Source organism: Sphingomonas sp. DMC6, from assembly GCF_056314225.1.
Map to the genome: position 1 here is coordinate 56,879 of NZ_JBQUYT010000010.1, position 22,378 is coordinate 79,256.

A 22,378-nucleotide genomic window follows, 5' to 3' on the forward strand; every position below is an offset into this window, starting at 1 on the left:
CGCAAGCATCGGTCCGGATAGGGAGCGGCACCTTGCATTTCCTGATAGTCGAAGACGATCCGGTCATCGCGGAGCATATCGTGGCAGGCCTGGGCCAGCGCGGGCACGATACGACGCTGGTGCAAACCGGCGCCGATGCGCTGTGTGCGCTGGAGCATCGCCAGCATGACGCGATCGTGCTCGACCGGCTGCTGCCCGACGTGAACGGGCTGGCGGTGCTCGACCAGTTACGCGGTCAAGGGCACGGCGTGCCGGTATTGATGCTGAGTGCGCTGGGATCGGTGAAGGACCGGGTCGAGGGACTGCAGGTCGGCGCCGATGATTATCTGGCCAAGCCGTTCGACATCGACGAACTGGCAGCGCGGCTCCACGCCATCGCCCGCCGCAACACGCCACGCAGCGAACCGGCGCAGATCGAAGTGGGGCAGCTGCGGCTGGACCCCAGCAGCCACCGCGCGATCTTCCACGACGCGGCAGTGGTGCTCAACCGCAAGCAATATTCGCTGCTGGCCCATCTGATGTGCAACGCCGACCGCCTCGTTACGCGCTCGATGCTGCTGGAAGGCGTCTGGTCCTATTCCTTTTCGCCGACCACCAACATCGTCGAAAGCAATATGAGCCGGCTGCGGACCGCCCTGCTGGGCCTAGGCTGCGATCCGATCGAAACGCAGCGGGGCGCCGGCTATATCCTGCGGTCCGAACGATGCGTCTGATCGCCCCGCTTTCCTCGCGCAATCGGGGCGTCGGGCGGCTGGCGGTGCAGGTCGGCATCGCCTTCGCGCTGGCGATGATCGCCATCGGCATGGTCGCCTTCAGCGTTGCCGATGCGTGGGTTTCCAGCCGGATCGACACGTCACTGCGCTACCACACCGCCAAATATCTGAAGCCGGGCGACGGCAGCCGCGTGGACGAAGCCACGCTGAGCGCCAAGATTCTCGACTGGCAACAGCGCAAGGTGCTGAGCGAGCGGACCTATGTTCTGTTCGACCGGAGCGGACGCCGTATCGCCGGCCGGCTGGACATCACGCCTCCGCCCGAGGGCTTTTCCGACGTCAGCTTCTATGGCGGCTCGCGCACGCCGCAGACCGGCCGAGCCATCGCGACGCGGCTGCCGGGCGGCAGCCTGTTCGTCATCGTCCAGCACAGCGAGGCGGCGGCGAGCCTGCACGCATTGTTGCCGCGCGTAGTGCTCGCCATTTCGCTTGCCGCCATGGTGATGGGCGTTTCGGCCACGCTCTTGTTCGCGCGCCTCACCGCGCGGCGGCTGGCGGAGACACAGGATGCCGCCGATGCGATTGCGGGGGGCGACCTGAGCCGCCGCATTCCCACAGACCGGCTGGACGGGATGTTCGCCGTACAGGCGCAGAGCCTAAACCGGATGCTCGACCGGATGGAGGATCTGGTGCGCACCCAGCGGCTGTTCTCCAGCAATCTCGCCCACGACCTGCGTACACCCCTCACCCGGCTGCGCACGCTGCTGGCGCAGGGTTCGGCCGATGGCGACCCGGTGTTCGCCAGCATGTTCGAGCGAGCGGAACGCGAATGTGCCTCGATCATCGCGATCTTCGACGCACTGTTGCGCCTGGCCGAGATCGAGACGGGCCGGCATCCCTCCGCCATGGCGGCGCTATCGCTGCGGCCGCTGCTGGAAGATGTCGCGGATACGATGGAGCCGGTGCTCGCCGACCATGGCGGGCGGCTGGAAGTCGGCCGCCTCGACGATGTGACCATCACCGGCGACGCCGATCTGATCAATCAGCTGCTGGTCAATCTGCTGGAAAATGTCGCGACGCACACCCCCGCCGGCACCTGCGCGCGACTGTCGCTGGAGCGCGACTCCGACGGGGCGGTCATCACCATTCGCGATAATGGCCCGGGCCTGCCGCTGGGCGATCTGACGCGCGTCACGCAACCCTTCGAGCGTGGTACGGCAGCCTCAGGCGCGCGCGGCAGCGGGCTGGGTCTCGCCATTGCCCAGGCGATCGTTCGCTTTCACCACGGCCAGCTCGATCTGGCAGATGCGGCACCCGGGCTCGAAGTCCGGGTGCGCATTCCCGCGAACGACGCGATCAGCGCGCCCGCAGTCGCCGGGCCCGCCGCTGCCTGAGCCACATCGACAGATACATCCAGAAGCCCGAGCAGGCGAAGAACAGCAGCGCCGTTCCGCCGAGCAGATTAAGCGCAATGCCCGCCGGCCCCAGCGCTTCGCCCGAATGCAGCTTCTTGATCCAGTGGTTCCATCCGCCCATCGCGCTGCGCTTCTCGCGCGGCGCGGCCGCCGCAGCATCTCCGTCGCCATGCTTGTGCGGCTTTGCCTCGACCGCAGCGGCGGCAGGCTTGGTGCGCACATCCAGCAGCGACGTCGCCTGAGTGGCAACGCCGGTCAGGGCGAGCAGGAAGAGGAGCAGCGCGAACCAGGGGGCAAGCATCTTGTGCCAGCGACGCATCGAGAATTCGTCCCATCATGAAAGCAGCGCGCACAGGAAATGCGCGGCATTCTGCTATCACAACGGCGATGTGACAGCGGAATGATCCGAACATTCTAAGTTTGCAATGTTGGCTGATTCCGCGGTTGCGAACACCCCGGAGTCACAGATCCGTCATGCGCCGGACCTAGCGGAAAATCCAGGAGCAGCGGTGCGGAACCGTGCTGCAGGTCGCTCCGGGGTCAAAGGGGATTCCATTGTTCAACGCCAGACTTCTGGCGGCGTCCGCGTGCGCGGTGCGCCCAGCCCTGTCGCGCATGCCCGCCATGCGCGCTGCGGCACTGCGCGCGGCGGACCGGCAAGACCCCCAACGCAATCAGCCAACGAGGAAGATCATGAAAACCATCGCACTTCGCGCCGCGCTGCTGGCGGCTGTCGGGACGGGCGCACTCGCGTTCCCCGCCATCGCCCACGCCCAGGATGCAGATCAGTCGACCAGCGCCAACCAGGCCGGTCAGGCGAACGACAAGCAGTCGCTGACCTCGTCCGACGTGCTCGTGATCGGTTCGCGTACCGCTGCCGGTGCGCCGCTCACCGCCTCGCTCACCACCACCCAGCCGCAGTCGGCAATCAGCCGCGACTATATCGACACCACTATGCCGGCGGCCGATTTCAACGAGCTGGTCGCGCTGGCCCCCAGCGTGTCGCTGACCGGCAACAACAACGGTTTCGGCCTTTCCGAAAGCAAGGTGACGATCCGCGGCTTCCAGGACGGCGAATATAACGTCACCTACGACTCGATTCCCTTTGCCGACACCAACAACCCGACGCACCATTCAACGGCCTTTTTCCCGTCGAACACGATCGAAACGGCTGTGGTCGATCGCGGCCCGGGCAATGCCAGCCAGTTGGGCCAGGCCAGCTATGGCGGCAACATCAATCTCTATTCGCGCGCCGCGACCGAACAGGGCGGCGGCCAGGTCGAAGCGATCCTGGGCAACTGGAACACCTTCATGGGCCGCGCCGAGCTGCAGAGCGGCACGATCGACAAGCTGGGCGGCGCCCGCTTCGTCGTGACCGGCCAGTATCTCACCTCGGACGGTGCGCTCAGCTATTCGCAGGTCGGTTCGAAGAACCTCTATGCCAAGGGCGTGATCCCCATCGGCACGGCCAACACGCTGACCGTGATGAGCACCTATAACCGCAACTTCTATTATCAGTCGGACGTGCTGAAAGGCGCCACCTGCGGCAGCGCGACCATGGGATCGGGCAACTTCCCGAAGGCCGCTTTGGGCCCGGACGGCCAGCCGCTTACCCAGCTGACCGGTGAAAACTGCGCCGCCAACTCGCAGGTCGGCATCTGGGGCAAGAATTACGGGCTGAGCAACAACCCGAACTCGATGGACTATTGGAAGTACAACCGCACCGACAAGAGCACCGATTTCTCGTACCTGCGCCTGCAGAGCAACCTCGGCTCGGGCTTCGCGATGGACAATCGCGTGTACATGTACGGCTACACCAACAACACGATGTCAGGTAACACCGGTACTGTCATCACGGGCTTCAGCGGCGCCGGCACGCCGGCATCGCCCTACAAGGCAGTGACCAATCCGGCCAATGCCAACGACATTCTCGGCTATAACAAGCTCAACAAATATCGCGTGCTCGGCTATATCGGCCAGATTGACTATACCTTCGCGCTCGGCAAGATCCGCGTCGGCGGCTGGTACGAACATGCCGCCACCGATCGCCATAATTTCGACCTTGACCGCACCACCGGCCTGCCGAGCTATAACGAGAAGTTCAACAACGGCAGCGGCACCGCCGCCGCCAATGCCCTGCCGCCGATCTCGCAGGCGAACATCAACTTCGTCCAGCATTCGAACTGGGACCAGTATCAGCTGTTCGGCGAATTCGAGTTCCGGCCGATGGACGGCCTGTCGATCACCCCGGGTATCAAATATGTCCATTTCAACCGCGGCGTCGACGCAGCGCTGAACCAGAAGACCCGCAGCCCGCTCGACACCAGCGCGACCTGGACCAAGACGCTGCCGTTCCTGACCGCCAACTGGCAGGTGATGCGCAACTGGGCCTTCTATGCCCAATATGCGCAGGGCATGTATGTGCCCGATCTGTCGAGCTTCTATTCGGCCTCGGGCCAGCTTTCGACCGCACTAGATGCGCTGAAGCCGCAGACCACCACCAACTATCAGGTCGGTACGGTGTGGCACGGCCAGAAGGTGTCGCTCGACGTCGATGGCTATATCATCAACGTCAACAACAAGATCGGCACCTGCACCGCAGTGGGCTGCGACACGACGCTGCTCGTCAATATCGGCCAGGTCCATTACAAGGGTGTCGAGGGTCAGGCGAGCGTGATGCCGCTGACCGGCCTGTCGCTGTTCGCGAACGCTTCGTACAATTATGCGCAGAACGTCTCGACCGGCGCGCAGATCGCCAAGGCGCCTTTCTCCACCGGCGCCGTCGGCTTCGTCTATCATCGCAATGGCTTACGCCTGTCGTTCAACCAGAAATATACCGGCCCGCAATATGCGACCGAGTATAACGGTCTGCCGGGCCTGCGCCTCTATCGCATCAAGCCCTACAGCATCGGCGAAGCGGCGATAAGCCAGGATATCGGCAAGCGCTTCCGCATCGGCGCCACGGTGTCGAACGTGTTCAACAGCCGCGCGGTGACGTCGATCGCGAACAGCTCGTCGGGTGCCCCGACCACCACCGTCAATGGCACCGCCTACCAGAGCGGCTATGGGCAGAGCGACCAGTTCAGCTATCTGCCGCCGCGCGCCTTCATCGTCGATGTCCGCGTGAAGTTCTAACCCCCGAAGCTGGGGCCGCCGGGGGTGTTCCCCGGCGGCCCCGTTTTTTGCTTGCCTCAGAAGTGGACGTGGCCGCCGACCGAGAAGACGAACGCGCGGGCATTCTGCAGCGTGCCTGAGGTCAGCACCGCCGATCCCGCCGCCAGCGTAGGCCGGTCGATCGGCGCATTGGCGAAGTCGACATAATTGGCCGCAGCGTCGAGCGAGAAGCGGCGTGACACGTCATAGGTGCCGCCCACACCGAAATTCCACCGGTTCGAGTCCGGCACGCGCGCGTCGCGCTGGCCGTCCTGGGTGGGGGTAAGCGCCCGCTGCACGCCGGCGCGCAGCGTCAGCTTCGGCGAGGCGGCGTAATCGACACCCGCCGCATAGCTCCAGCTCTCGCGATAATTTTCCGGGATCGCCTGGTTGACCGGCGCGCCCAAGCGGATCGCGTCGAACTTGTCCCAGTTGTAATGGACCACCTGCCCGTTCAGCGTCAGCCGGTCGGTAACGCGATAGCGCGCGCCGACAATTTCCTGCGCCGGCGTGTAAAAATCGGCCTGCACGCCCGAGAGCGACACATTGTTCGGCGCGAGCGGCCCCAGCAGCCCGCTCACCGCCAGATCGCCCTTCAGCTTGTGGTGGATCGCCGATTTGTAGCTGAAGCCCACCGTCAGCCGGCTGTTGTGCATCTGGAAGCCCGCGCTCCAGCCCACATCCCAGCCATCGCCCTTCAGGCTCTGCTGACCATCGGGCAACACCGCCAGCACATTGGGCAGCGCATTGCTGAGGCTGGCATCGGTATATTCGACATTGGCGCCGCCGCCGACGCGCAGCCAATCGGTCACCGACACGGCAAGCGACGGCTGGATATCGACCGTGCGCAGCCGCGTCCGCTCGGCGCTGTAGCGCGCCCAGCTGGTCGAGGGATATTCGGTGGTGAAGCTGTAGGGCGACGTCACCGCCAGCCCCAGCGCCACCCGATGCCCCAGCGGCACCGCAATCGCGCCCGAAGGGAGCACGCCGTTGTTGATCGGATTACGGCTGGTACCATCGCCCCCCACCGGCGCCGCCGGCTGGCCGCCCGGCCGGATGATCTGGGTGCCGCGATTGACGACATCGCCGCGCGGCAGAATTGCCGTGGCGTTCAGCACGACCTCCGTGTCGGTCGCGTCGGCAATCGCCGCCGGGTTCCACCAGAGCGACGCCGCGCCCTGATCGGCAACTTCGCCCGAAAAGGCGCGGCCGGCGCCGCGGGCCGACTGTTCCTGAAGATAGAATGCCTGGGCATGGGCCGTGCCCGAAAAGGCAAGCACGAGCGGCAGCGCCGAACCGGCACTGAACAAAATACGCTGATACGACATGATGTTACCTCGAAATGCGCTGTGGAATACAGGGAAGCGCGCGCGGCTCAGCGCACGCGCGTCCAGGTCTGGGTGCGGCAGAAGATCTTGAGCGCGCAGCCGCGCAGCTTGAGCTGGTCCGGACCCGCCATGGTGATGTCGGCGCTATAAGTCCGGCCGTCCTCGGCATTGTAGATGCTGCCGCCAGTCCAGCCATTGCTGCCCGGCGAAAAGCCGCTCAGTATCTGCAGCCCCCGCAAGGGGCGCGTTCGAAGTTGCTTGTCCGAATTCTTGACGTCGCGCAGGTCCGGATTGGTGCGCAGCACGTCGGAGGTGACGACCTTGCCACAAATTGAAGGCCCGCAACGCTGGATCTCGACGATCGCGTTATGGGTCTGCGTCTTCCAGCGACCTTCGACTCCCTCTCCACCCTGCGGCGCCAGGACCAGCATCGCAGCGATTAGACTTGTCCACATACTCTTTTTTCCATCAACTGATGTTACCGCCACGGAAAAACCATGGCGTGGAGCGGACATGCGCAGATTTACGTTCCAGCCTCTCCACGGCTGGAACCATACCGAACCCACGAAGTTCCGAAAGAGGGCAGAGAAAATTGCGCGCACGCGCCCGCACAACGCGGCAGGATCACGCCTTCCGCGGTTGCCGTAGCGTCGCCACGTCGATCAGAAGATCTGCCACTCCCACACACCCGCGCCGGCCGGTACGCGCAGCCGGAAAAAGCGGGCGGAAACCGCATGGCGCAGCACGATCGGCGATCCGTTCGCGCCCGCTTGCGCCGCGACCTCGCGCCAGTGGGCGCCGTCCGCGGAGGCTTCGATCGCGACATCATAGCCGCGGTTGGCATATTCCATCCGCAACCGCGTTTCGTGCACCGCACGCACCCGGCCGAGATCGGCGACGAGCACGGGCGCCGCATCCGGCGCAGGCCGCCACAGCGTCGCATAATTGTCGTCGCCCGCACGCGCCGCCCCATGCGCCACATCGGCAGCGGCGCCGCGCAGCGTCATCGCCAGGCCGGTGCTGCGATGCGCCGCGAAGCCCGCCACGCTGCTGCCATGGCTGGGCGTCACCCGGTCGATCGTACCGTCGTCATGGATGGCCAGCGGATCGACGGCGATCTGGCGCAGCGTCGCATCGCCCTTGCCCGGCCAGGGCAGCGACTGGCGGTGATAGAGGATATAGGCCTGCCCGCCGACGCGAAAAATCGCGTGATGGCCGGGGCTGATGACCTGACGCTCGCGGTCAGTGGACAGGATCGGGCTGTCGGCGCCTTCGCGGAACGGGCCGAACGGCGTGTCGCCGATCGCATAGCGGACCTTGTACGTGTCCTCGGTCGTCTTGCCGTCGCTGTAGCTGAGCACATAATGGCTGCCCGCCTTCACCATGAACGGGCCTTCGAAATAATGTGCCGGCGTCACGTCGTGCACCGGCCCGTCGAAATGGACCATGTCGGGCTTCAGCCGCACGGCGAAGCAATGGCCGTTGGTCCAGTTGAGCCCCGAACCCCAATAGAGATAGGCGATGCCGTCGCTGTCGATGAACGCCTCGGCATCGATCATGTGGTAGGCGGGGGCGAAATTCTTGTCGATCAGCGGCTTGCCGCCATTGGCGTCGCGCCACGGCCCGGCAGGCGAGGGCGCGGTGCCCACCCATACTTCGCTGCCGACCGAGACATACATGTACCAGGCGCCATTGGCGGCATGCACCACCGATGGCGCCCAGACCTTGGCATCGCCCGAAGTCGGGCTGGTCGCCGCCGCCTTGGTCGGCCAGGCGGGCGTGGAGAAGGTCCAGTCGCGCCCGTTCGCGGACGTCCACATCCCCAGCCGGTCGTCCCCCCAGGGATCGATGGTCGCGTAGATGTACCAGCGGCCGCCGTCATGGACGATCGACGGATCGGCGAAATAGCCGGGGATCAGCGGGTTGCGATCGCCGGGCGTGTCCCAGCGCGGCGCCGGCGCATCTGCGGCGGCGAGCGAGCCCGCCAATGCCACCGCCGCCACCATCATGCCCAACCGGCGCAGCGCCATTCCCCTTACTCCTCGCCGGTCGCGCTGGCCCGCACCGCCTTGTCAGGGGTGGTGCCCTCGCCCCGGAACGGAGTCAGCCGGAAGCGGATGCTGGTCGGCACCAGCTGCGTCCGATATTTCGGCAGCGGCTTGCCGAATTCGCTCCACTGGGTGTCGCCGCCGACGCCCCATTGCGCTGCGTCGACGAGCAGCGTGCCCTGCGCCTTGGGCACCACATCGGTGCTCTTCCAGGTGCCGGGTTCGTGCCGGTCGAGATCGGCATAGGGGAAGGCCAGCGCGTTCATCATCAGCGGCGTGTCGCCCTGCACCCGCAGACCCGAACCGGCGCCCGACAGTTCCATCCAGCGGACATCGATCTTGTTACCCGTTTCCTGCGGGCGGATATAATCGTGGTTCTGCTCGGCGATCGCACCGCGCCACAGCCCGATGGGCGCGGAGGTCTTGCGGTCGACATAGCTTTCGTGCGGCCCGCGGCCATACCATTCGACCGTCTTCAGGCTACCAGGCGTGGTGAAGGCCAGGCCGATGCGGAAGGGCGGCGGCAACTGGCCGGAAACCGGCACGAACCGCCCGTCGACTGCCACCGATCCGTCGCCGGCCATGCGATAAATGCTGGTGAAGCGCACCGCGCCGCCGCCCATGGCGTAATCGACCTGCACTTCGGCCCCGGCATCGCCCAGATCGCGCACCGCCACGTCGGTGACGGTGCGGCTGTCGCTCATCGCCTTCCACGCAGCGAGCTGCTTTTCGGTGCCGATGCCGATGTCGTTATCGGTGACCGCACGCCAGAAATGCGGCGCGCCGCCGCTGAGCAGCGTCTTGCCGCCCGCCGCGTAGCGATCCACCAGCCCGGTCGCGCGGTTGACCACCAGCGTCGCGCCACCGGCCGACAGGGTGATCGCCCCCTGCCCGTCCTGCGCCGTCACGCGGTCCTTGGGTGCGGCGATTTCGGCCGTACGATAGGCGGGATCGAGCGCAAACTGTTCCCAGCCGATCGCCGTGCCGCCCGGCACCAGCGGCACCGCGTCCGCCTTGGCGCGCGCGCGGATCGTGACGAAATATTCGGCGCCCGGTTTGCGGGTCAGCCCCGCGAGCGGCAGCGCGATCGTGCCTGCGCCGTGCGCCGCCACATCCGGCGTTGCCAGCGCGCCGCTGGCGACCTTCACGCCATTTTCCTGCACTTCCCAATCGAAAGTGAAGCCGGACAAGTCGCGGAAATCATGCCGGTTGCGCACGGTGAGCCGGCCGCTGGCGGGGTCGAACCCGTCGAACTGGATCGGCGCATAGACCTTGCGCAGTTCGAACCATTGCGGATTGGGCGTGCGGTCCGACTGGAGCAGGCCGTCGCCGAACTCGATCTCGCCGCCCGGGTTCGGCCCGTATTCGCTGCCGTCGCCCCAGTACCGCCGGCCATCCTTGGTGTAGCGGTACATCGACTGGTCGACCCAGTCCCAGGCAAAGCCGCCCTGTAGCTTGTTCGGGTGGGCGTAGATCGTGTCCCAATAGTCCTTCAGGTCGCCGCCCGAATTGCCCATCATATGGGCATATTCGCACTGGATCACCGGCTGCTTGAAGTTCCAGTTGGTGGCATAATCTTCCAGCTTCACTGCCGGATCGTACATCGGCGCATAAATGTCGGCATACCAGTTGGGGCGGTGGTCCTGAATCCCGTCCCAGGTGCCCCAGCCGAGGTACGAGATCAGCCGGCCCGGATCGACCGCGCGCGCCGCCGCCGCCGCCGCCGCAAAGTTCGGCCCGATGCCCGCTTCGTTGCCCAGCGACCAGATGATGACCGACGGATGGTTCTTGTCGCGCTGGACCATGTTGACGACGCGGGAGACGTGCGCGTCCTTCCACGCCGGATCGAAGCCGACCTGCAATTCGGCCCGGCGTTCGGCATGCTTGTTGGCATAATCCATATAGCCGTGGCTCTCGATATCGGCCTCGTCCATCACATAGAGGCCGTAGCGATCCGCCAGCTCGTACAGATAGGGGTCGTTCGGATAGTGCGAGGTGCGGATCGCGTTGATGTTCGCGCGCTTCATCAGCTGGATGTCGCGCTCCATCGAGGCGTGGCTGACGACGTGGAACGTCTCCGGATCATGCTCGTGGCGATTGACGCCGCGGATGGTGATCGGCTTGCCGTTGACGCTGACCAGCCCGTCCTTGATCTCCACGGTGCGGAAACCGATCCGCTGCGGCGTCGCCTGCACCACCTTGCCCTGCGCATCGACCAGTTCGACGAGCAGCGTGTAGAGATTGGGCGTCTCCGCCGTCCATTGCCGCACGCCCGGCACATCGGCGGCCAGCGTCACCTTCTGCGCCGGTCCGGCGGCGAGCTGCGTCTCGCGCACCAGCACCTGCCTGTCGCCATCGAGCAGCGTCATCCGCGCGGTGAGCGGCGCGGCGCGATCGGTAAGGGTCAGCTCGGTCGAAAGCTTGCCGTCCTTATAGGCTGAATCGAGCCCGGCATGGACGAACAGGTCGGCCACCCGCGCCTTGGGAACGGCGGCCAGATAGACCGAACGCTCGATGCCGGAGACGCGCCAGAAATCCTGGTCCTCCAGATAGCTGCCGTCCGACCAGCGATGGATCTGGATGGCGATGGTGTTGCGGCCGGGATGCATCAGCTTCGTCACGTCGAATTCGGACGGAAGCTTCGAATCCTCCGAATAGCCGGCCTCGACGCCGTTCAACCACACCTGCGTCGCCGAACCGGATGCGCCGATATGCAGCACGACATCCCCCCCCGCCCAGTCCGCTGGCAGTTGCACGTCGCGGCGATAGGAGCCGACCGGGTTGGTCGCATGCGGAATCAGCGGCCGGTTCGCCGGGAACGGATAGGTGATGTTGAAATAGCGCGCCTGGTCATAGCCCTCGGTCTGCCAGTCGGCAGGCACCTTGATGCTTTTCCAGCGCGATACGTCATAACCGGGCTTTTCAAAGCCGTTCGGCACCGCATCAGACGAAGGCGAGAAATGGAACAGCCATTGGCCGTCAAGCGACAGGTAGCGGTTCGACTTGGCCGGATCGCCAGCCAGTGCGGCCGCCACGCTTTCATAGGCGAAGTGCGTGGCGTTCGCAGGCAGCTTGCCGCGCGCGAACACTGCGGGATTTTCCCAGTCCGGGCGGCGGGGATCGACCTGCACCGGCTGCACCTGGGGCGGATCGCCGATCTTCGGCCCGTCCTGCGCTAGCCCCATGCCCGACGCGAGCGCCATCGTTCCTACTGCCGCCAGCAAGCCCAGTTTGTTCACACCGATCATCCCTTTTGTCCTGTCGTCCCGATGGCGCCGCGCGCCCGCAAGTAATCGGCGTGGTCGGGCATCCGTGCCGCTGCCAGTCCCGTCACTTCGGCGATCCGCGCCAGCCGCGCCTGTGCCTCGGCGGGCGCCATGCCGTCGGCAATCGGATCATAGCCGGTGGCCGGCACGCCCTGGCCGTGCAGCACCGCCAGCCAGCTCGTCTTGCTGAACAGCTCGTCGGCCTCGCGATAGACGCGGCCGCTGGCGCGATAGATGTCCATCCGTTCGGCGAGCGTATCGGGCACCGCCATGGTTCGCAGCGCGCGCCAATAGGGGGTGTCGTCGCGCTCGGTGGCGTGGAAATGCAGGATAAGGAAGTCGCGCACGCTGTCGAACTCGGCCGCCATCAGCCGGTTGTAGCGGCGAATGTCCGCGGGGGTGCCGCCGCCCAGCGGCAGCATTTCCAGCAGGCGCGCAATGCCGGCCTGCACCAGATGGATGCTGGTCGATTCCAGCGGCTCCAGGAAGCCGCTTGCCAGTCCCAGCGCGACGCAGTTCTTCTCCCAGAACCGCCGCCGCCGCCCTGCCCGGAAGCGTAGCAGCCGGGGCTCGGCCAGCGCCTCGCCTTCCAGGCTGCCCAGCAACAACGCCGTGGCTTCGTCGTCGGACAGGTGCGCGCTTGCATAGACAAGGCCATTGCCCACGCGGTGCTGCAGCGGAATGCGCCACTGCCAGCCCGCGCCGCGCGCGGTGGAGCGGGTATAGGGGGTCAGCCCCTCCGGCCCGATCGCGCAGGGCACCGCCACGGCGCGATCATTGGGCAGCCAGTGCCCCCAATCCTCGAACCCGACGCCCAGCGCCTCACCCAGCAGCAGCGAGCGGAAGCCCGAGCAATCGATGAAGAAATCGGCGGCGATGCGGGTGCCGCTTTCCAGGACAACGGCGTCGATCGCGCCGTCGGCCTTTCGGGCGACCTGTTCGATGCGGCCTTCGTGGCGGACCACGCCTGCCTTCTCGGCCAGCCCGCGAAGGTGGGCGGCATACAGCGCGGCGTCGAAATGATAGGCATAGCCGATATGGGCGAGCGGCGTATTCGCTGCGCCTTCGTCCGGCCGCTGGAAACGCCCCAGCCGCGAGGCCTGCGCGCAGATCGAATAGGCGTCGAGCGGCGCTGCCTGCCCGGCCAGTCGGGCACGCTGCCACAGCGCCTCGAACGGAATCGCACCGAAATCGATGCCGTAGTTGCCGAACGGATGGAAATAGCGGCTGCCGGGCCGCTGCCAGTCGACGAACTCGATGCCCAGCTTGCAGGTGCCTCGCGTGGCGCGGAGGAACTCGGCTTCGTCGATGCCGAGCAGGGCGTTGAAGGCCAGGATCGGGGGAATGGTCGCCTCGCCGACGCCGACCGTGCCGATCGCATCGGATTCGACCAGGCTGATGGCGATGCGGCGCGTATCCAGCACCCGCGCCAGCGCCGCCGCCGCCATCCAGCCGGCCGTACCGCCGCCGATGATTGCGACATGCGAAAGCGGCGCATCGCCAGAGCTGTCGATCGAAGCGGGCACCGGAGAATCACTACTCCAAAAAAGAACCGGCACGGTAGCGATACCGTGCCGGCAGTCACTTGGGAGGGTTTAGTAGGTCGCCCGCAGCGAGAAGCCGAAGCGGCGGTCGTTGAGGGTATATTGCAGCGGCTGGCTGGGCGTATCGATGTAGGTCACGTTCATGCGGTTGGTGATGTTCACCGCATCGACCGAAATCGCGATGTGCGAGTTCAGATTGTACCCGATCGAAGCATCCAGCGAAGCATAGGGCTTCTGGAACTGGGTAGTTCCATTGGCACCGCTGCCCGTGGTCGTGTCGAAATACTTGCCGCGCCAGTTCCACGCGATACGCGCCGTGACGGGGCCACGCTCGTACAGACCGACAAGGTTATAGTTGTGCTTCGACAGCTTCTCCAGCGGCACCATCTTCGGGATGCTCGAGCCGGAGCCTGCGAAGGGGTTGCTCACGCTGCTGTCAACAAAGGTATAGTTGACCTGAACACCAAGGCCCTTGAGCACGCCGGGCAGGAAGTCGAAGAACTGCTGATAGGCCGCTTCGAAGCCCTTGACCGTGCCATTGCCGGTATTGACGTTGGTCCCGATGGCATAGGTCACGCCGTTGAACGTATCGAACCGCGTGCCGCTCGCCAGGAAACCGTTCACGTCCTTATAGAACGCGCCCACCGTCACCGAGCCGGTCGACGTGAAATACCATTCCAGCGTCGCGTCGTAATTGGTCGAAGTGATCGGCTTCAGATAGGGATTGCCTGAGCTGCCGGTCGGATAGGCGGCAACGACATTCCCGTTCGCGTCTTTGACCTGATAGGTCTTCTGCGACGCCGGATTGAGCGACACATTGGTCGACATGACGTCGAAGTTGGGCCGCGCGAACGACTTGGAGAAGGCGAAGCGCGCCTGCAGCGTATCGGTCAGATGCGCCCGCAAATTGAAGCTGGGCAGCGCCTTCGTATAGCTGCGGCTGACGTTCAGCGGCGACTGGCTGCCATCGCTGTTGAAGATCGTGCCCGTCGAGCCCGTGTTGGTGCGCACGACGCGGACGCCCACGGTACCGTCGATGTCCAGCCCCGCGATGGTGCTGGCATAATCGGCCATCGCATAGCCGGCGATCGTTTCTTCGGTCTGGTGGTTCAGGTCACCCGGCGAGAAGCTGTTCTTCGGCGTAGCCCCGAACACTTTCTCTGTCTTGGTCAGGCTGTCCCACAGGCTGCTGCCCGGCTCGAAATTGGGATAGAGGATCCCGCCGGTCAGCGTGCGGCTGTCGAAGAAGTTCGGGGTCGGCCCCTTCATCGCCAGTTCCGGATGCTGCGACACGCGCACGAACGGAATGCCGTTGGCCGACGAGCAGCTCGGATTCGGGCCCGTCGGCAACAGGCAGAAACCGTTCCAGGTGCCGCGCAGGTCGATCGTGCTGTTCGAATAGCGCGCGCCGGCATGCAGCTTCTTCAGGAAACCGCCTTCGACGTCATAGTCGACATCATATTTCAACGAGACGTTGTCGGCGTCGTTCCGCTGGATGGCGTCGGCCATATAGGTGAAGGCATAGTTGTTCGGATCGGACAGCAGCCCAGGGTTACGAACGTTCCACACCGGACGCGAACCGCGCAGGTCGAAATCGACGATGCTCTGGTTCTTGGCGGTATAGGGCGTCTGGCCGGTCTGGTCGTAGAGCGAAATGACGAAGCCGTTGCGATCGGCATTGTAGCTCGACTTGAGATACTGGCCGTCGAACGTCATGTGCAGGCGGTCAGTTACGTCCCACTTGCCGTTCAGCGTGTAGTTGCCGGTGGTGTTGGTCAGATCCTGGTCGAACCGCGCCGATTCGAACACCTGGTTGGCCAGCGAGCCGGAGGTCGCATAGCCATTGCTGTCCCAGGTGAAGGCAGCACCGGCGAGCGGCGTGGTGACCGAATTTCCGTTGTTGTTGTAATAATAGTATTTGCCCTGGCGGAAGAAGGTGTAGCGCGAATAGAGCGCCTGCGCCGTTAGCCGGAAGCGGTCGCTCATCTGCCACTGGAAGGCACCGGCAATGCCGAAGCGCTTGCGGTCACCGCCATCGTCATAGATCTGCTCGCCATAGGGCACCTGCGCGTTGGCGGGCGCACCCGGGATCACCGTGCCGGCCGGAATCGGGCCGAAAGCGCCGATCAGGATCGCATCCTGGCGATAGGAGCTCTTGGCATAGCTGGCATTGATGAGGATGCCCATTTCGCCAAGCCCGGTTTCGAACCGGTTGCTGTACAGGCCGGACACCGAGCCGCCGAACTTGTCGGCGCGGTCGTAATAATTGCCCTTTGCGGTAAGGCTGATGAGCTGGCCCGCCTGGTCGAACGGCAGGCGCGTACGGATGTTGACGACGCCGCCGACATCGCCCTCGATCGTGCTGGCCGGCGGATTCTTGAACACGTCGATGCCGGCAAGCAGTTCCGGCGGAGTCGCTTCAAGGTCGAGCGTGCGGCCGCCGGAGGCGGAGATCGCCGAACGACCGTCGATGAAATTGCTCACCTGGGTAAGGCCGCGCACGGTGATCGCGGGCTGGGTCCGGTGGTCGAAATCGGTGGCGCCTTCGCCATAGCGGCGCTGGATCTGCACACCGGTAATACGCTGCAGCGCTTCGACGGTGTTTGCGTCCGGCAGCTTGCCGATGTCCTGCGCCTGCACCGAATCGACGATCTGGTCGGAATTGCGCTTGAGCGCCTGCGCCGAACGAAGGCTCGCGCGCACACCGGTCACAACGACTTCGTCGGACGCGTCGGCTCCGCCGGCCTGTGCGGGTGCAGCCGCCTGCTGCGCCATGGCCGGCGACGCCATGGCAAGCGCGAGCACCGAGGCACCCAGCAGCGAATCACGATGCAGAAACTTCATCCTTTCAACCTCCCCTTTGCACGGGCAACGCCGCATCTTCTGCGCCGGCGTTTGCACCCAGTTGTCTGACATAATACCGCTTCTGATTTATATGACAATACACATTTATGGATAAGCAAGCTTTCGGCGCAGCTTGCGGTCGCCACGAAGCAGCGTCAGAACAGGGCCGCAAAGGGGGTTCGATTGGCCGTAAAACCGAAACGCGATCCCGCGCATCGCGCGGTGGCGCGGGAGATTGGCATTGCGATTGTCACCGGGCGTTACGCGCCTGGCGCGCTGCTGCCCGGCGAGCTGGAGTTCGCCGAAACACGCAAGGTCGCGCGCAGCGTCGTCCGCGAAGCGCTTCGAATGCTCTCGGCCAAAGGGCTGATAGAAAGCCGGCAAAAGACCGGAACACGCGTACGCGAACGCACGGCCTGGAATTTGCTCGACCCCGATTTGCTCGCCTGGATGTTCGAAGGCGAGCCCCCCAGCGCCGAATTCGTCCGCAGCCTGTTCCAGCTGCGCATGATCGTGGAGCCGGCGGCGGCGGAACTGGCGGCCCAATGTCGCACGCCCCCCCACATTGCCCGCTTGGGGCATGCGCTGGAAGTCATGGAAAAGGCGGGTCTTGCAAGCCCGGAGGGGCAGGCCGCGGACCAGAATTTCCACAACACTATTCTGGAGGCGACTGGCAACGAACTGCTCGTCAGCCTGTCTGGCAGCATCGGCGCGGCCGTGCGCTGGACGACCTATTTCAAGCATCGTCGCGCGCGCAAGTTGCGCGATTCGATGCCGCTCCACCGCAGCCTTTTTGCGGCGATCACCGAGGGGGATGGCCCGGCCGCCCGCGCAACGACGGTCGCGCTGATTCTGGAAGCGCATGAGGACACCGAAATCGCCTTGCGCCGCTGAAGCCAGTCTCTCGCGTTGACGGTCAAACTGCCGGGATATAGTCGGACAATATAGGCGCAAATGAACTTTCCGGCGCCGTCCGAAGGGAGATGCATGATGTCCGACCAGATCGCGCGAGAGCGTGGAGGAATCGGCCGGCGTACGCTGTTGCAGGGCGCGACCTTGGGCGGACTTGCTGCAGCCATTGCTGCACCCCGGGGCAGCGCGGCGCCCCTGCCCCCTGGCAATGCGCAGCTCGCTCCCACACCACCGATGGGCTGGAACAGCTGGAACAGCTTTGCCACCACCATTACCGAAGCACAGGCACTGGAGGTGGCGGCGATACAGGCACGCGAGCTGCTGCCCTATGGCTATGACATCTTCACCATCGACATTCAGTGGTACGAGCCAGAGGCATCAAGCTACACCTACAACGCCAGGCCGATGCCGACGCTGGACGCCTATGGCCGGTTGTTGCCCGCCCCGAACCGGTTTCCCTCAGCAGCAGGCGGCGCCGGCTTTGCGCCGATCGCGGCCAAGGTCCATGCGCTCGGGCTCCGTTTCGGGGTCCATCTGATGCGCGGCATTCCAAGGCTGGCGGTGGAGCGCAACCTGCCGGTGCTCGGGGCGAACAGTATTCGCGCAGCCGACATTGCTGATACCGGCAGCATCTGCCCCTGGAACCCGGACATGTATGGCGTCGACATGCACAAGCCTGGCGCCCAGGCTTATTATGACAGCGTTTTCAAGCTGCTGGCCGAATGGGGCGTCGATTTCGTCAAGATGGACGATATGAGCCGTCCCTATGATGCGCACGCGCCGGAGATCGAAGCCGCAGCGCGGGCGATCCGCGCGTGCGGGCGACCGATCCTGCTCAGCCTTTCGCCAGGGGAAACCCCTGTGCCGCGCGCAGCGCACGTTGCGGCCCATGCCCAGATGTGGCGCATCTCGGACGATTTCTGGGACGACTGGGCGATGCTCAAGGCGCAGTTCACCCGGCTGGAGAACTGGAGCGGCCACGCCCGCCCCGGTGGCTGGCCCGACGCCGACATGCTGCCGCTCGGCCGGCTGGCGCTCGGCGCCCGCAACACCAAATTCACCCCGGACGAGCAGCGGACATTGATGACCCTGTGGTCGATCGCCCGCTCACCGCTGATCATGGGCGGCGACCTCCGCCACCTCGACGGTGCGACCCGCGCGCTGCTCACCAACCGCGCGGTGCTGGCGGTCAATCAGGCGAGCAGCGAGAACCGGCCCTGGTTCGTCGCCGACGATCGCCGGGTCTGGACCGCGCGCGGCGCCGGCAGCAGCCATTATGTCGCGCTTTTCAATCTGGCGGACAAGCCGGGCGAAACCGCCTTCGATCTGAACCTGCTAGGCCTGACCGGCGCGGTGCAGGTGCGCGATCTCTGGTCGGGCGTCGACCTCGGCTCGGTCCGCAACCGCATCACTTCTGCCCTGCCCGCGCACGGTGCCGGGCTCTATCGTCTGGAGGCTGCATGATCCGCGCACTCGCTCTTCCCATGCTGCTGGCAGCAGCATCAGCCCATGCACAGCCCGCCCCGTCGGCGCCCGTCGAGCGTCCTGTCACACTCGCGGTGCACCCCGACCTTGCGCAGGCGGGCCCCGTGTTCGAGGGATGGGGCACCGCGCTGGCGTGGTTTGCGCATGTCACCGGCGGCTATCCGGACCCGGTGCGGGAGAAGCTGGCGGACCTGTTCTACGGCGCCGACGGGCTTGGCTGGAACATCGGCCGCTACAATATCGGCGGCGGTGACGCGCCCGAAACGCCGCATTATCTGCGCACCGGCGCCGATGTGCCCGGCTTCTGGCGCCGCCCCGCCGGCGCGACCGGCACCGAGTGGTGGCATCCCGAGGATCCCGCCATGTGGGACTGGTCGGCAGACGCCAACCAGCGCTGGTGGCTCGACGCGATCCGTCGTCGGGTGAAGACGCCGATCTTCGAGGCATTCTCCAACTCCGCGCCCTGGTTCATGACCGTCAGCGGCAAGGTCTCCGGCGCCGAAAAAGGCACCGACGATAATCTCCGCCCCGGCAAGGAGGCCTTGTTCGCCGACTATCTGGCGCGCGTGGTTGCCGAATTGCAGCGCATCCATGGCATCCGGTTCCGTACCCTGTCGCCGGTCAACGAGCCGAACACCGACTATTGGTTCGCCGCCAACACGCAGGAAGGCTCGCACTGGAGCCCTGCGCGACAGGCCGCAATGATCGACGCGGCCGACCAGGCGCTGAAGGCGCGAAAGTTGGAGACCGTGATCGCCGCCCCGGACGAGACCAACTCACACACCTTCCTCGCCGACTGGGCCGGCTATCCGGCCGGCACGCGCGCCCGGATCGGCCAGATCAACGTCCACAGCTATGGCACCATCCACCAGACTGCGGTGCGCGACGTCGCGCACGCCAACGGCATCCGGCTGTGGATGAGCGAAAACGACACCCCGCTCAGCGGCGACCCCGAGAATTTCGAAGGCATGGCCTCGCCGCTCGCCTTTGCCGAGCATGTCGTGCACGACCTGAAGCAGCTCCAGCCCTCCGCCTGGGTGTTCTGGCAGGCAGTCGAGACGCTGAGCACCGCCAAGGGCGGCGCGGGCAGCAACTGGGGCCTGGTGAAGATGGACCTTGCCGCCGCGCCCGATGCGCCGCACGCGATCCATGTCACCCGCAAATATTGGGCGATGGCGAATTTCAGCCGGCATATCCGCCCCGGCTATCGGCTGGTGCCGGTCGACGACAGCGATACGGTCGCGGCGCTGTCGCCGGACGGGCGCCGGCTGGTGCTGGTCCATGTCAATGCCGGGCCGGTGCCGCGGCGGCTGGCGGTGGACCTGCGGGGCGCGCGGCTTGCCGCATTGTTCGTGACGGACGCCAGCCACGATGCCGTGCCCGTGCCGCTGCCGACCGGGACGACCATTCCCGCCACACCGCAATCGATCACCACGGCGGTGCTGGCGCTGCGCTGAAGCGCGGTTACAGCTCCGGCGCGATGTGGTTGAGCGTCAGCGAAGGCGCGAAGCTGGCATCCTGGTAAATGGCCGCCAGCGCCTTCGCGTCGATTTCCTCTGCCGGCAGCGCGAGTGCACCGCCAGCGGCATAGGCAGCGTCCCAGATCACGGCGAGATAGCGCGCGCCGGCGCCCATCACCTGCTGGGTACGGGTGCCGAACCGGTCCCACAGCCCCTGAATGACATGCTTCGAGGTACCCCCGCCCAGCGCGATATAGGCATCGCACAGTTCAGCCGGCGGGATCAGCCCCGCGCACCACGCCATCAGGTCGACCGTCGCAAAGGCCGCGTCGGCACCAGAGGCGATGGGAGGAATCGGATGCGCCAGTGCGTTCGCGGCGGGTTCGATCGCTCCCAGCAACTGCGCCGAGAACATGTCGACCATCTTGTCTTCATAGGCGGCATGGACGCCCTTGCCCTGCCATTTGGGCGTCTTGCCCGTGCTGGCGACCGGCCGGTCCTTGTACCCGTCCGCCAGATAGGAGCCATGGAGCGGCTGGCACGCATCGCCGATATAGTGCGAAATCACCCCGGCCGCGCACAGGAAGGGATCGACCTCACCGGCGTGCAGCGCACCGGTCATCACCTTGAACAATTGCCAGACGCGGAAGGGCAGCAGCCCCTGATGCGCGGCATCGCTCTGGCCATTGGCGGCGTACCAGGCCTGCCAGGCCTGCACCGTCAGATTGGCCCGATCCGCCATCACCAGATCGCGCAACGACTTCCCTTCGGCGCCGGGTTGGTCGATATCGGCATAGTGATTGGGATGTTCCGGCCCGGCATTGCGGGCATAATCGCGGCCGCCGGGCACGTCGCCCTTCACCTTCTTCCACACCAGATCGGGCACGTCAGCCAGTTCGACAAAGTCGCCGGCACTGAGTGCGGCGCGGATCGCATCGGCGTTCAGCTCGTCAGGGCCGAAGCTGATGCGCTTTTCGTTCGCCTTCAGAAAGGCCTTGAGCCCCGGATTCTGCACAAGCTCGATGGCGACGGCGGCGATGCTGTAATGGCCGGTCTGTCCCCAGAAGGGCGTTGCGCCGGTATCGCCGGTGCGCACCAGATCGACATCGAGCAACTGGCACGCCGTCGCCAGCCCGGTCGCGAGACTGAAATTGAGCGTGCCGCCCTGCGGCCCGACAATCCCCTGCCCGCCCCATTCGATCGCAATCGGGCGCAGCGTGCGCGGCGCATTTCCCTCACTGGGCTCGACGACATGCCACACCATCCCCGAATCACCGGGGCAGGTCTGCGCCGCGCCATCTTCCGGCGCGATCAGGAATTGCGAGACATATTCATAGCCGGCCAGCGCCTTGTGCCGATAGAAGAGCGCCTTGATGCGCCCCCGGCAACGCCCCGAAACCGCGCCGAATGCCTCGACCGGGCAATCGATCAACTGGGTGCCGATATTGGCTTCGTTGAGGTCGAGCACCGGGCCGGGATCGCCTTCTAGCCCGAACACCCGGCTCGTCCAGTCGCTGGCATTGTCGACATCGACCAGCCCGACATCCAGCGTCAGGAACGTCCGCTGCGTCCCGAACGCGGGGAACACCTGATCGAACGGCGCCTTGGTCAGCGCACGATCGGCGCTGGTCCCCACCGGCACCTTGTTGCCGCGCAGGCTGGCGGACAGCACCGACCCCGCTTCCCCCGCGACATGGCGGTTGGTGAGCGCATAGGTGCGGTGCCCGTCGCTGACCAGACAGCCCACGGTACCGCGCCGCTCTTCCCCCTGCACAGTGGCGAACAGCGGGCAGCCCCCGCCGATATAGCTTTCCGGCCAGCGCACCAGCGCCGGCGCCGCCTGCTGCACCACGCCGGGGCGGACAAGCACCACGCAGACCGGCGCCGCGCGCCCGTCCGCCAGATACAGCGTCCGCGGCACCATATGCGTAGGGTCGATCCCGTCATCGCCGCCGAAGCTGGTGGCGGACATCCAGTCGTTCACCAGCACCAGGATGCACGGCCAGGATTCCGGCCGCACTTCGGAATTGGCGAAGGTACGCGGTTCGCTCGCCGCCACGCTATCTTTGCGGATCAGATACAGGCCGACGGCTGTGCCGACGACATTGGCCTTGTTCATCAAATGCCAGTGATAGGCATCGCGTGCGGCCAACAGGTCTTTCAGCGACAGGCTGGCATAGCTGGTCTGCGTCGAGGCAATGGACATGCGC

14 protein-coding genes are annotated in these 22,378 nt (G+C 65.5%); 6 read left to right on the forward strand and 8 right to left on the reverse strand.

All coding sequences use genetic code 11. The annotated features are described in order from the left end of the window. The first annotated feature begins 32 nt into the window (after positions 1 to 32). A complete protein-coding gene (locus ACT53M_RS17870; RefSeq protein ID WP_476235107.1) occupies positions 33 to 713 on the forward strand; it encodes a response regulator transcription factor in 681 nt (226 codons plus the stop codon). Then, positions 704 to 2,107, forward strand: coding sequence for a sensor histidine kinase (locus ACT53M_RS17875; RefSeq protein ID WP_476235108.1), 1,404 nt, complete (start codon positions 704 to 706; stop codon positions 2,105 to 2,107). Before ACT53M_RS17870 ends, ACT53M_RS17875 begins: the two co-directional genes overlap by 10 nt. Here the strand turns inward: ACT53M_RS17875 and ACT53M_RS17880 are convergent. Next, positions 2,070 to 2,447 carry a PepSY domain-containing protein gene (locus ACT53M_RS17880; RefSeq protein ID WP_476235110.1) on the reverse strand — a complete coding sequence of 126 codons (378 nt, stop codon included), beginning with the start codon at positions 2,445 to 2,447 and terminating at the stop codon, positions 2,070 to 2,072. The two genes, ACT53M_RS17875 and ACT53M_RS17880, sit on opposite strands and share 38 nt — an antisense overlap. A 374-nt stretch (positions 2,448 to 2,821) precedes the next feature. Between ACT53M_RS17880 and ACT53M_RS17885 the strand changes: the two genes are divergently transcribed. Further along, positions 2,822 to 5,263, forward strand: coding sequence for a TonB-dependent receptor (locus tag ACT53M_RS17885; RefSeq protein WP_476235111.1), 2,442 nt, complete (start codon positions 2,822 to 2,824; stop codon positions 5,261 to 5,263). A 56-nt stretch (positions 5,264 to 5,319) separates the two neighbouring features. Here ACT53M_RS17885 and ACT53M_RS17890 read toward each other — a convergent pair whose 3' ends face one another. The 6 genes from ACT53M_RS17890 to ACT53M_RS17915 form a co-directional block, all read right to left on the reverse strand. Beyond that, positions 5,320 to 6,609, reverse strand: a complete 1,290-nt coding sequence (locus tag ACT53M_RS17890; RefSeq protein ID WP_476235113.1) for an OmpP1/FadL family transporter — start codon at positions 6,607 to 6,609, stop codon at positions 5,320 to 5,322. Positions 6,610 to 6,656: 47 nt separating this feature from the next. Continuing rightward, on the reverse strand, positions 6,657 to 7,040 hold the full coding sequence (locus tag ACT53M_RS17895) for a DUF2147 domain-containing protein (protein ID WP_476235114.1): 384 nt from the start codon (positions 7,038 to 7,040) through the stop codon (positions 6,657 to 6,659). Positions 7,041 to 7,271: 231 nt separating this feature from the next. Then, positions 7,272 to 8,639 (reverse strand): family 43 glycosylhydrolase, encoded by a 1,368-nt coding sequence (locus tag ACT53M_RS17900; RefSeq protein WP_476235115.1) that lies wholly within the window; start codon positions 8,637 to 8,639, stop codon positions 7,272 to 7,274. A 5-nt stretch (positions 8,640 to 8,644) separates the two neighbouring features. Next, positions 8,645 to 11,896, reverse strand: a complete 3,252-nt coding sequence (locus ACT53M_RS17905) for a glycoside hydrolase family 2 TIM barrel-domain containing protein (RefSeq protein WP_476235116.1) — start codon at positions 11,894 to 11,896, stop codon at positions 8,645 to 8,647. A 5-nt stretch (positions 11,897 to 11,901) separates the two neighbouring features. Continuing rightward, positions 11,902 to 13,449 (reverse strand): tryptophan halogenase family protein, encoded by a 1,548-nt coding sequence (locus tag ACT53M_RS17910; protein ID WP_476235117.1) that lies wholly within the window; start codon positions 13,447 to 13,449, stop codon positions 11,902 to 11,904. Between the two features lie 69 nt (positions 13,450 to 13,518). Beyond that, positions 13,519 to 16,311: a TonB-dependent receptor gene (locus ACT53M_RS17915; RefSeq protein ID WP_476235118.1), complete on the reverse strand. Its 2,793-nt coding sequence runs from the start codon at positions 16,309 to 16,311 to the stop codon at positions 13,519 to 13,521. Positions 16,312 to 16,494: 183 nt separating this feature from the next. On the opposite strand from ACT53M_RS17915, the gene ACT53M_RS17920 reads away from it, so the two are divergent. The 3 genes from ACT53M_RS17920 to ACT53M_RS17930 all read left to right on the forward strand — a co-directional run bounded on the left by ACT53M_RS17920 (position 16,495) and on the right by ACT53M_RS17930 (position 20,165). Continuing rightward, the gene (locus tag ACT53M_RS17920) at positions 16,495 to 17,205 is read left to right on the forward strand and encodes a FadR/GntR family transcriptional regulator (protein WP_476235119.1); all 711 of its coding nucleotides are present in this window, start codon (positions 16,495 to 16,497) and stop codon (positions 17,203 to 17,205) included. Between the two features lie 96 nt (positions 17,206 to 17,301). Further along, positions 17,302 to 18,687 (forward strand): glycoside hydrolase family 27 protein, encoded by a 1,386-nt coding sequence (locus ACT53M_RS17925; protein WP_476235120.1) that lies wholly within the window; start codon positions 17,302 to 17,304, stop codon positions 18,685 to 18,687. Continuing rightward, positions 18,684 to 20,165, forward strand: a complete 1,482-nt coding sequence (locus ACT53M_RS17930; protein ID WP_476235121.1) for a glycoside hydrolase — start codon at positions 18,684 to 18,686, stop codon at positions 20,163 to 20,165. Before ACT53M_RS17925 ends, ACT53M_RS17930 begins: the two co-directional genes overlap by 4 nt. A gap of 7 nt (positions 20,166 to 20,172) precedes the next feature. Here the strand turns inward: ACT53M_RS17930 and ACT53M_RS17935 are convergent, their stop codons facing one another. Continuing rightward, complete coding sequence (locus tag ACT53M_RS17935) at positions 20,173 to 22,374, reverse strand: phospholipase C/P1 nuclease family protein (RefSeq protein WP_476235122.1); 2,202 nt, start codon at positions 22,372 to 22,374, stop codon at positions 20,173 to 20,175. Between the last annotated feature and the right edge of the window lie 4 nt (positions 22,375 to 22,378).

What these genes read in the sequence shown, in the direction of transcription:
- ACT53M_RS17875 (WP_476235108.1), top strand. Translation starts at nt 704, where the DNA reads ATGCGTCTGATCGCCCCGCTTTCCTCGCGCAATCGGGGCGTCGGGCGG.
- ACT53M_RS17880 (WP_476235110.1), bottom strand. Translation starts at nt 2,447, where the DNA reads ATGCGTCGCTGGCACAAGATGCTTGCCCCCTGGTTCGCGCTGCTCCTC.
- ACT53M_RS17885 (WP_476235111.1), top strand. Translation starts at nt 2,822, where the DNA reads ATGAAAACCATCGCACTTCGCGCCGCGCTGCTGGCGGCTGTCGGGACG.
- ACT53M_RS17890 (WP_476235113.1), bottom strand. Translation starts at nt 6,609, where the DNA reads ATGTCGTATCAGCGTATTTTGTTCAGTGCCGGTTCGGCGCTGCCGCTC.
- ACT53M_RS17895 (WP_476235114.1), bottom strand. Translation starts at nt 7,040, where the DNA reads ATGCTGGTCCTGGCGCCGCAGGGTGGAGAGGGAGTCGAAGGTCGCTGG.
- ACT53M_RS17900 (WP_476235115.1), bottom strand. Translation starts at nt 8,639, where the DNA reads ATGGCGCTGCGCCGGTTGGGCATGATGGTGGCGGCGGTGGCATTGGCG.
- ACT53M_RS17915 (WP_476235118.1), bottom strand. Translation starts at nt 16,311, where the DNA reads ATGAAGTTTCTGCATCGTGATTCGCTGCTGGGTGCCTCGGTGCTCGCG.
- ACT53M_RS17925 (WP_476235120.1), top strand. Translation starts at nt 17,302, where the DNA reads ATGTCCGACCAGATCGCGCGAGAGCGTGGAGGAATCGGCCGGCGTACG.
- ACT53M_RS17930 (WP_476235121.1), top strand. Translation starts at nt 18,684, where the DNA reads ATGATCCGCGCACTCGCTCTTCCCATGCTGCTGGCAGCAGCATCAGCC.
- ACT53M_RS17935 (WP_476235122.1), bottom strand. Translation starts at nt 22,374, where the DNA reads ATGTCCATTGCCTCGACGCAGACCAGCTATGCCAGCCTGTCGCTGAAA.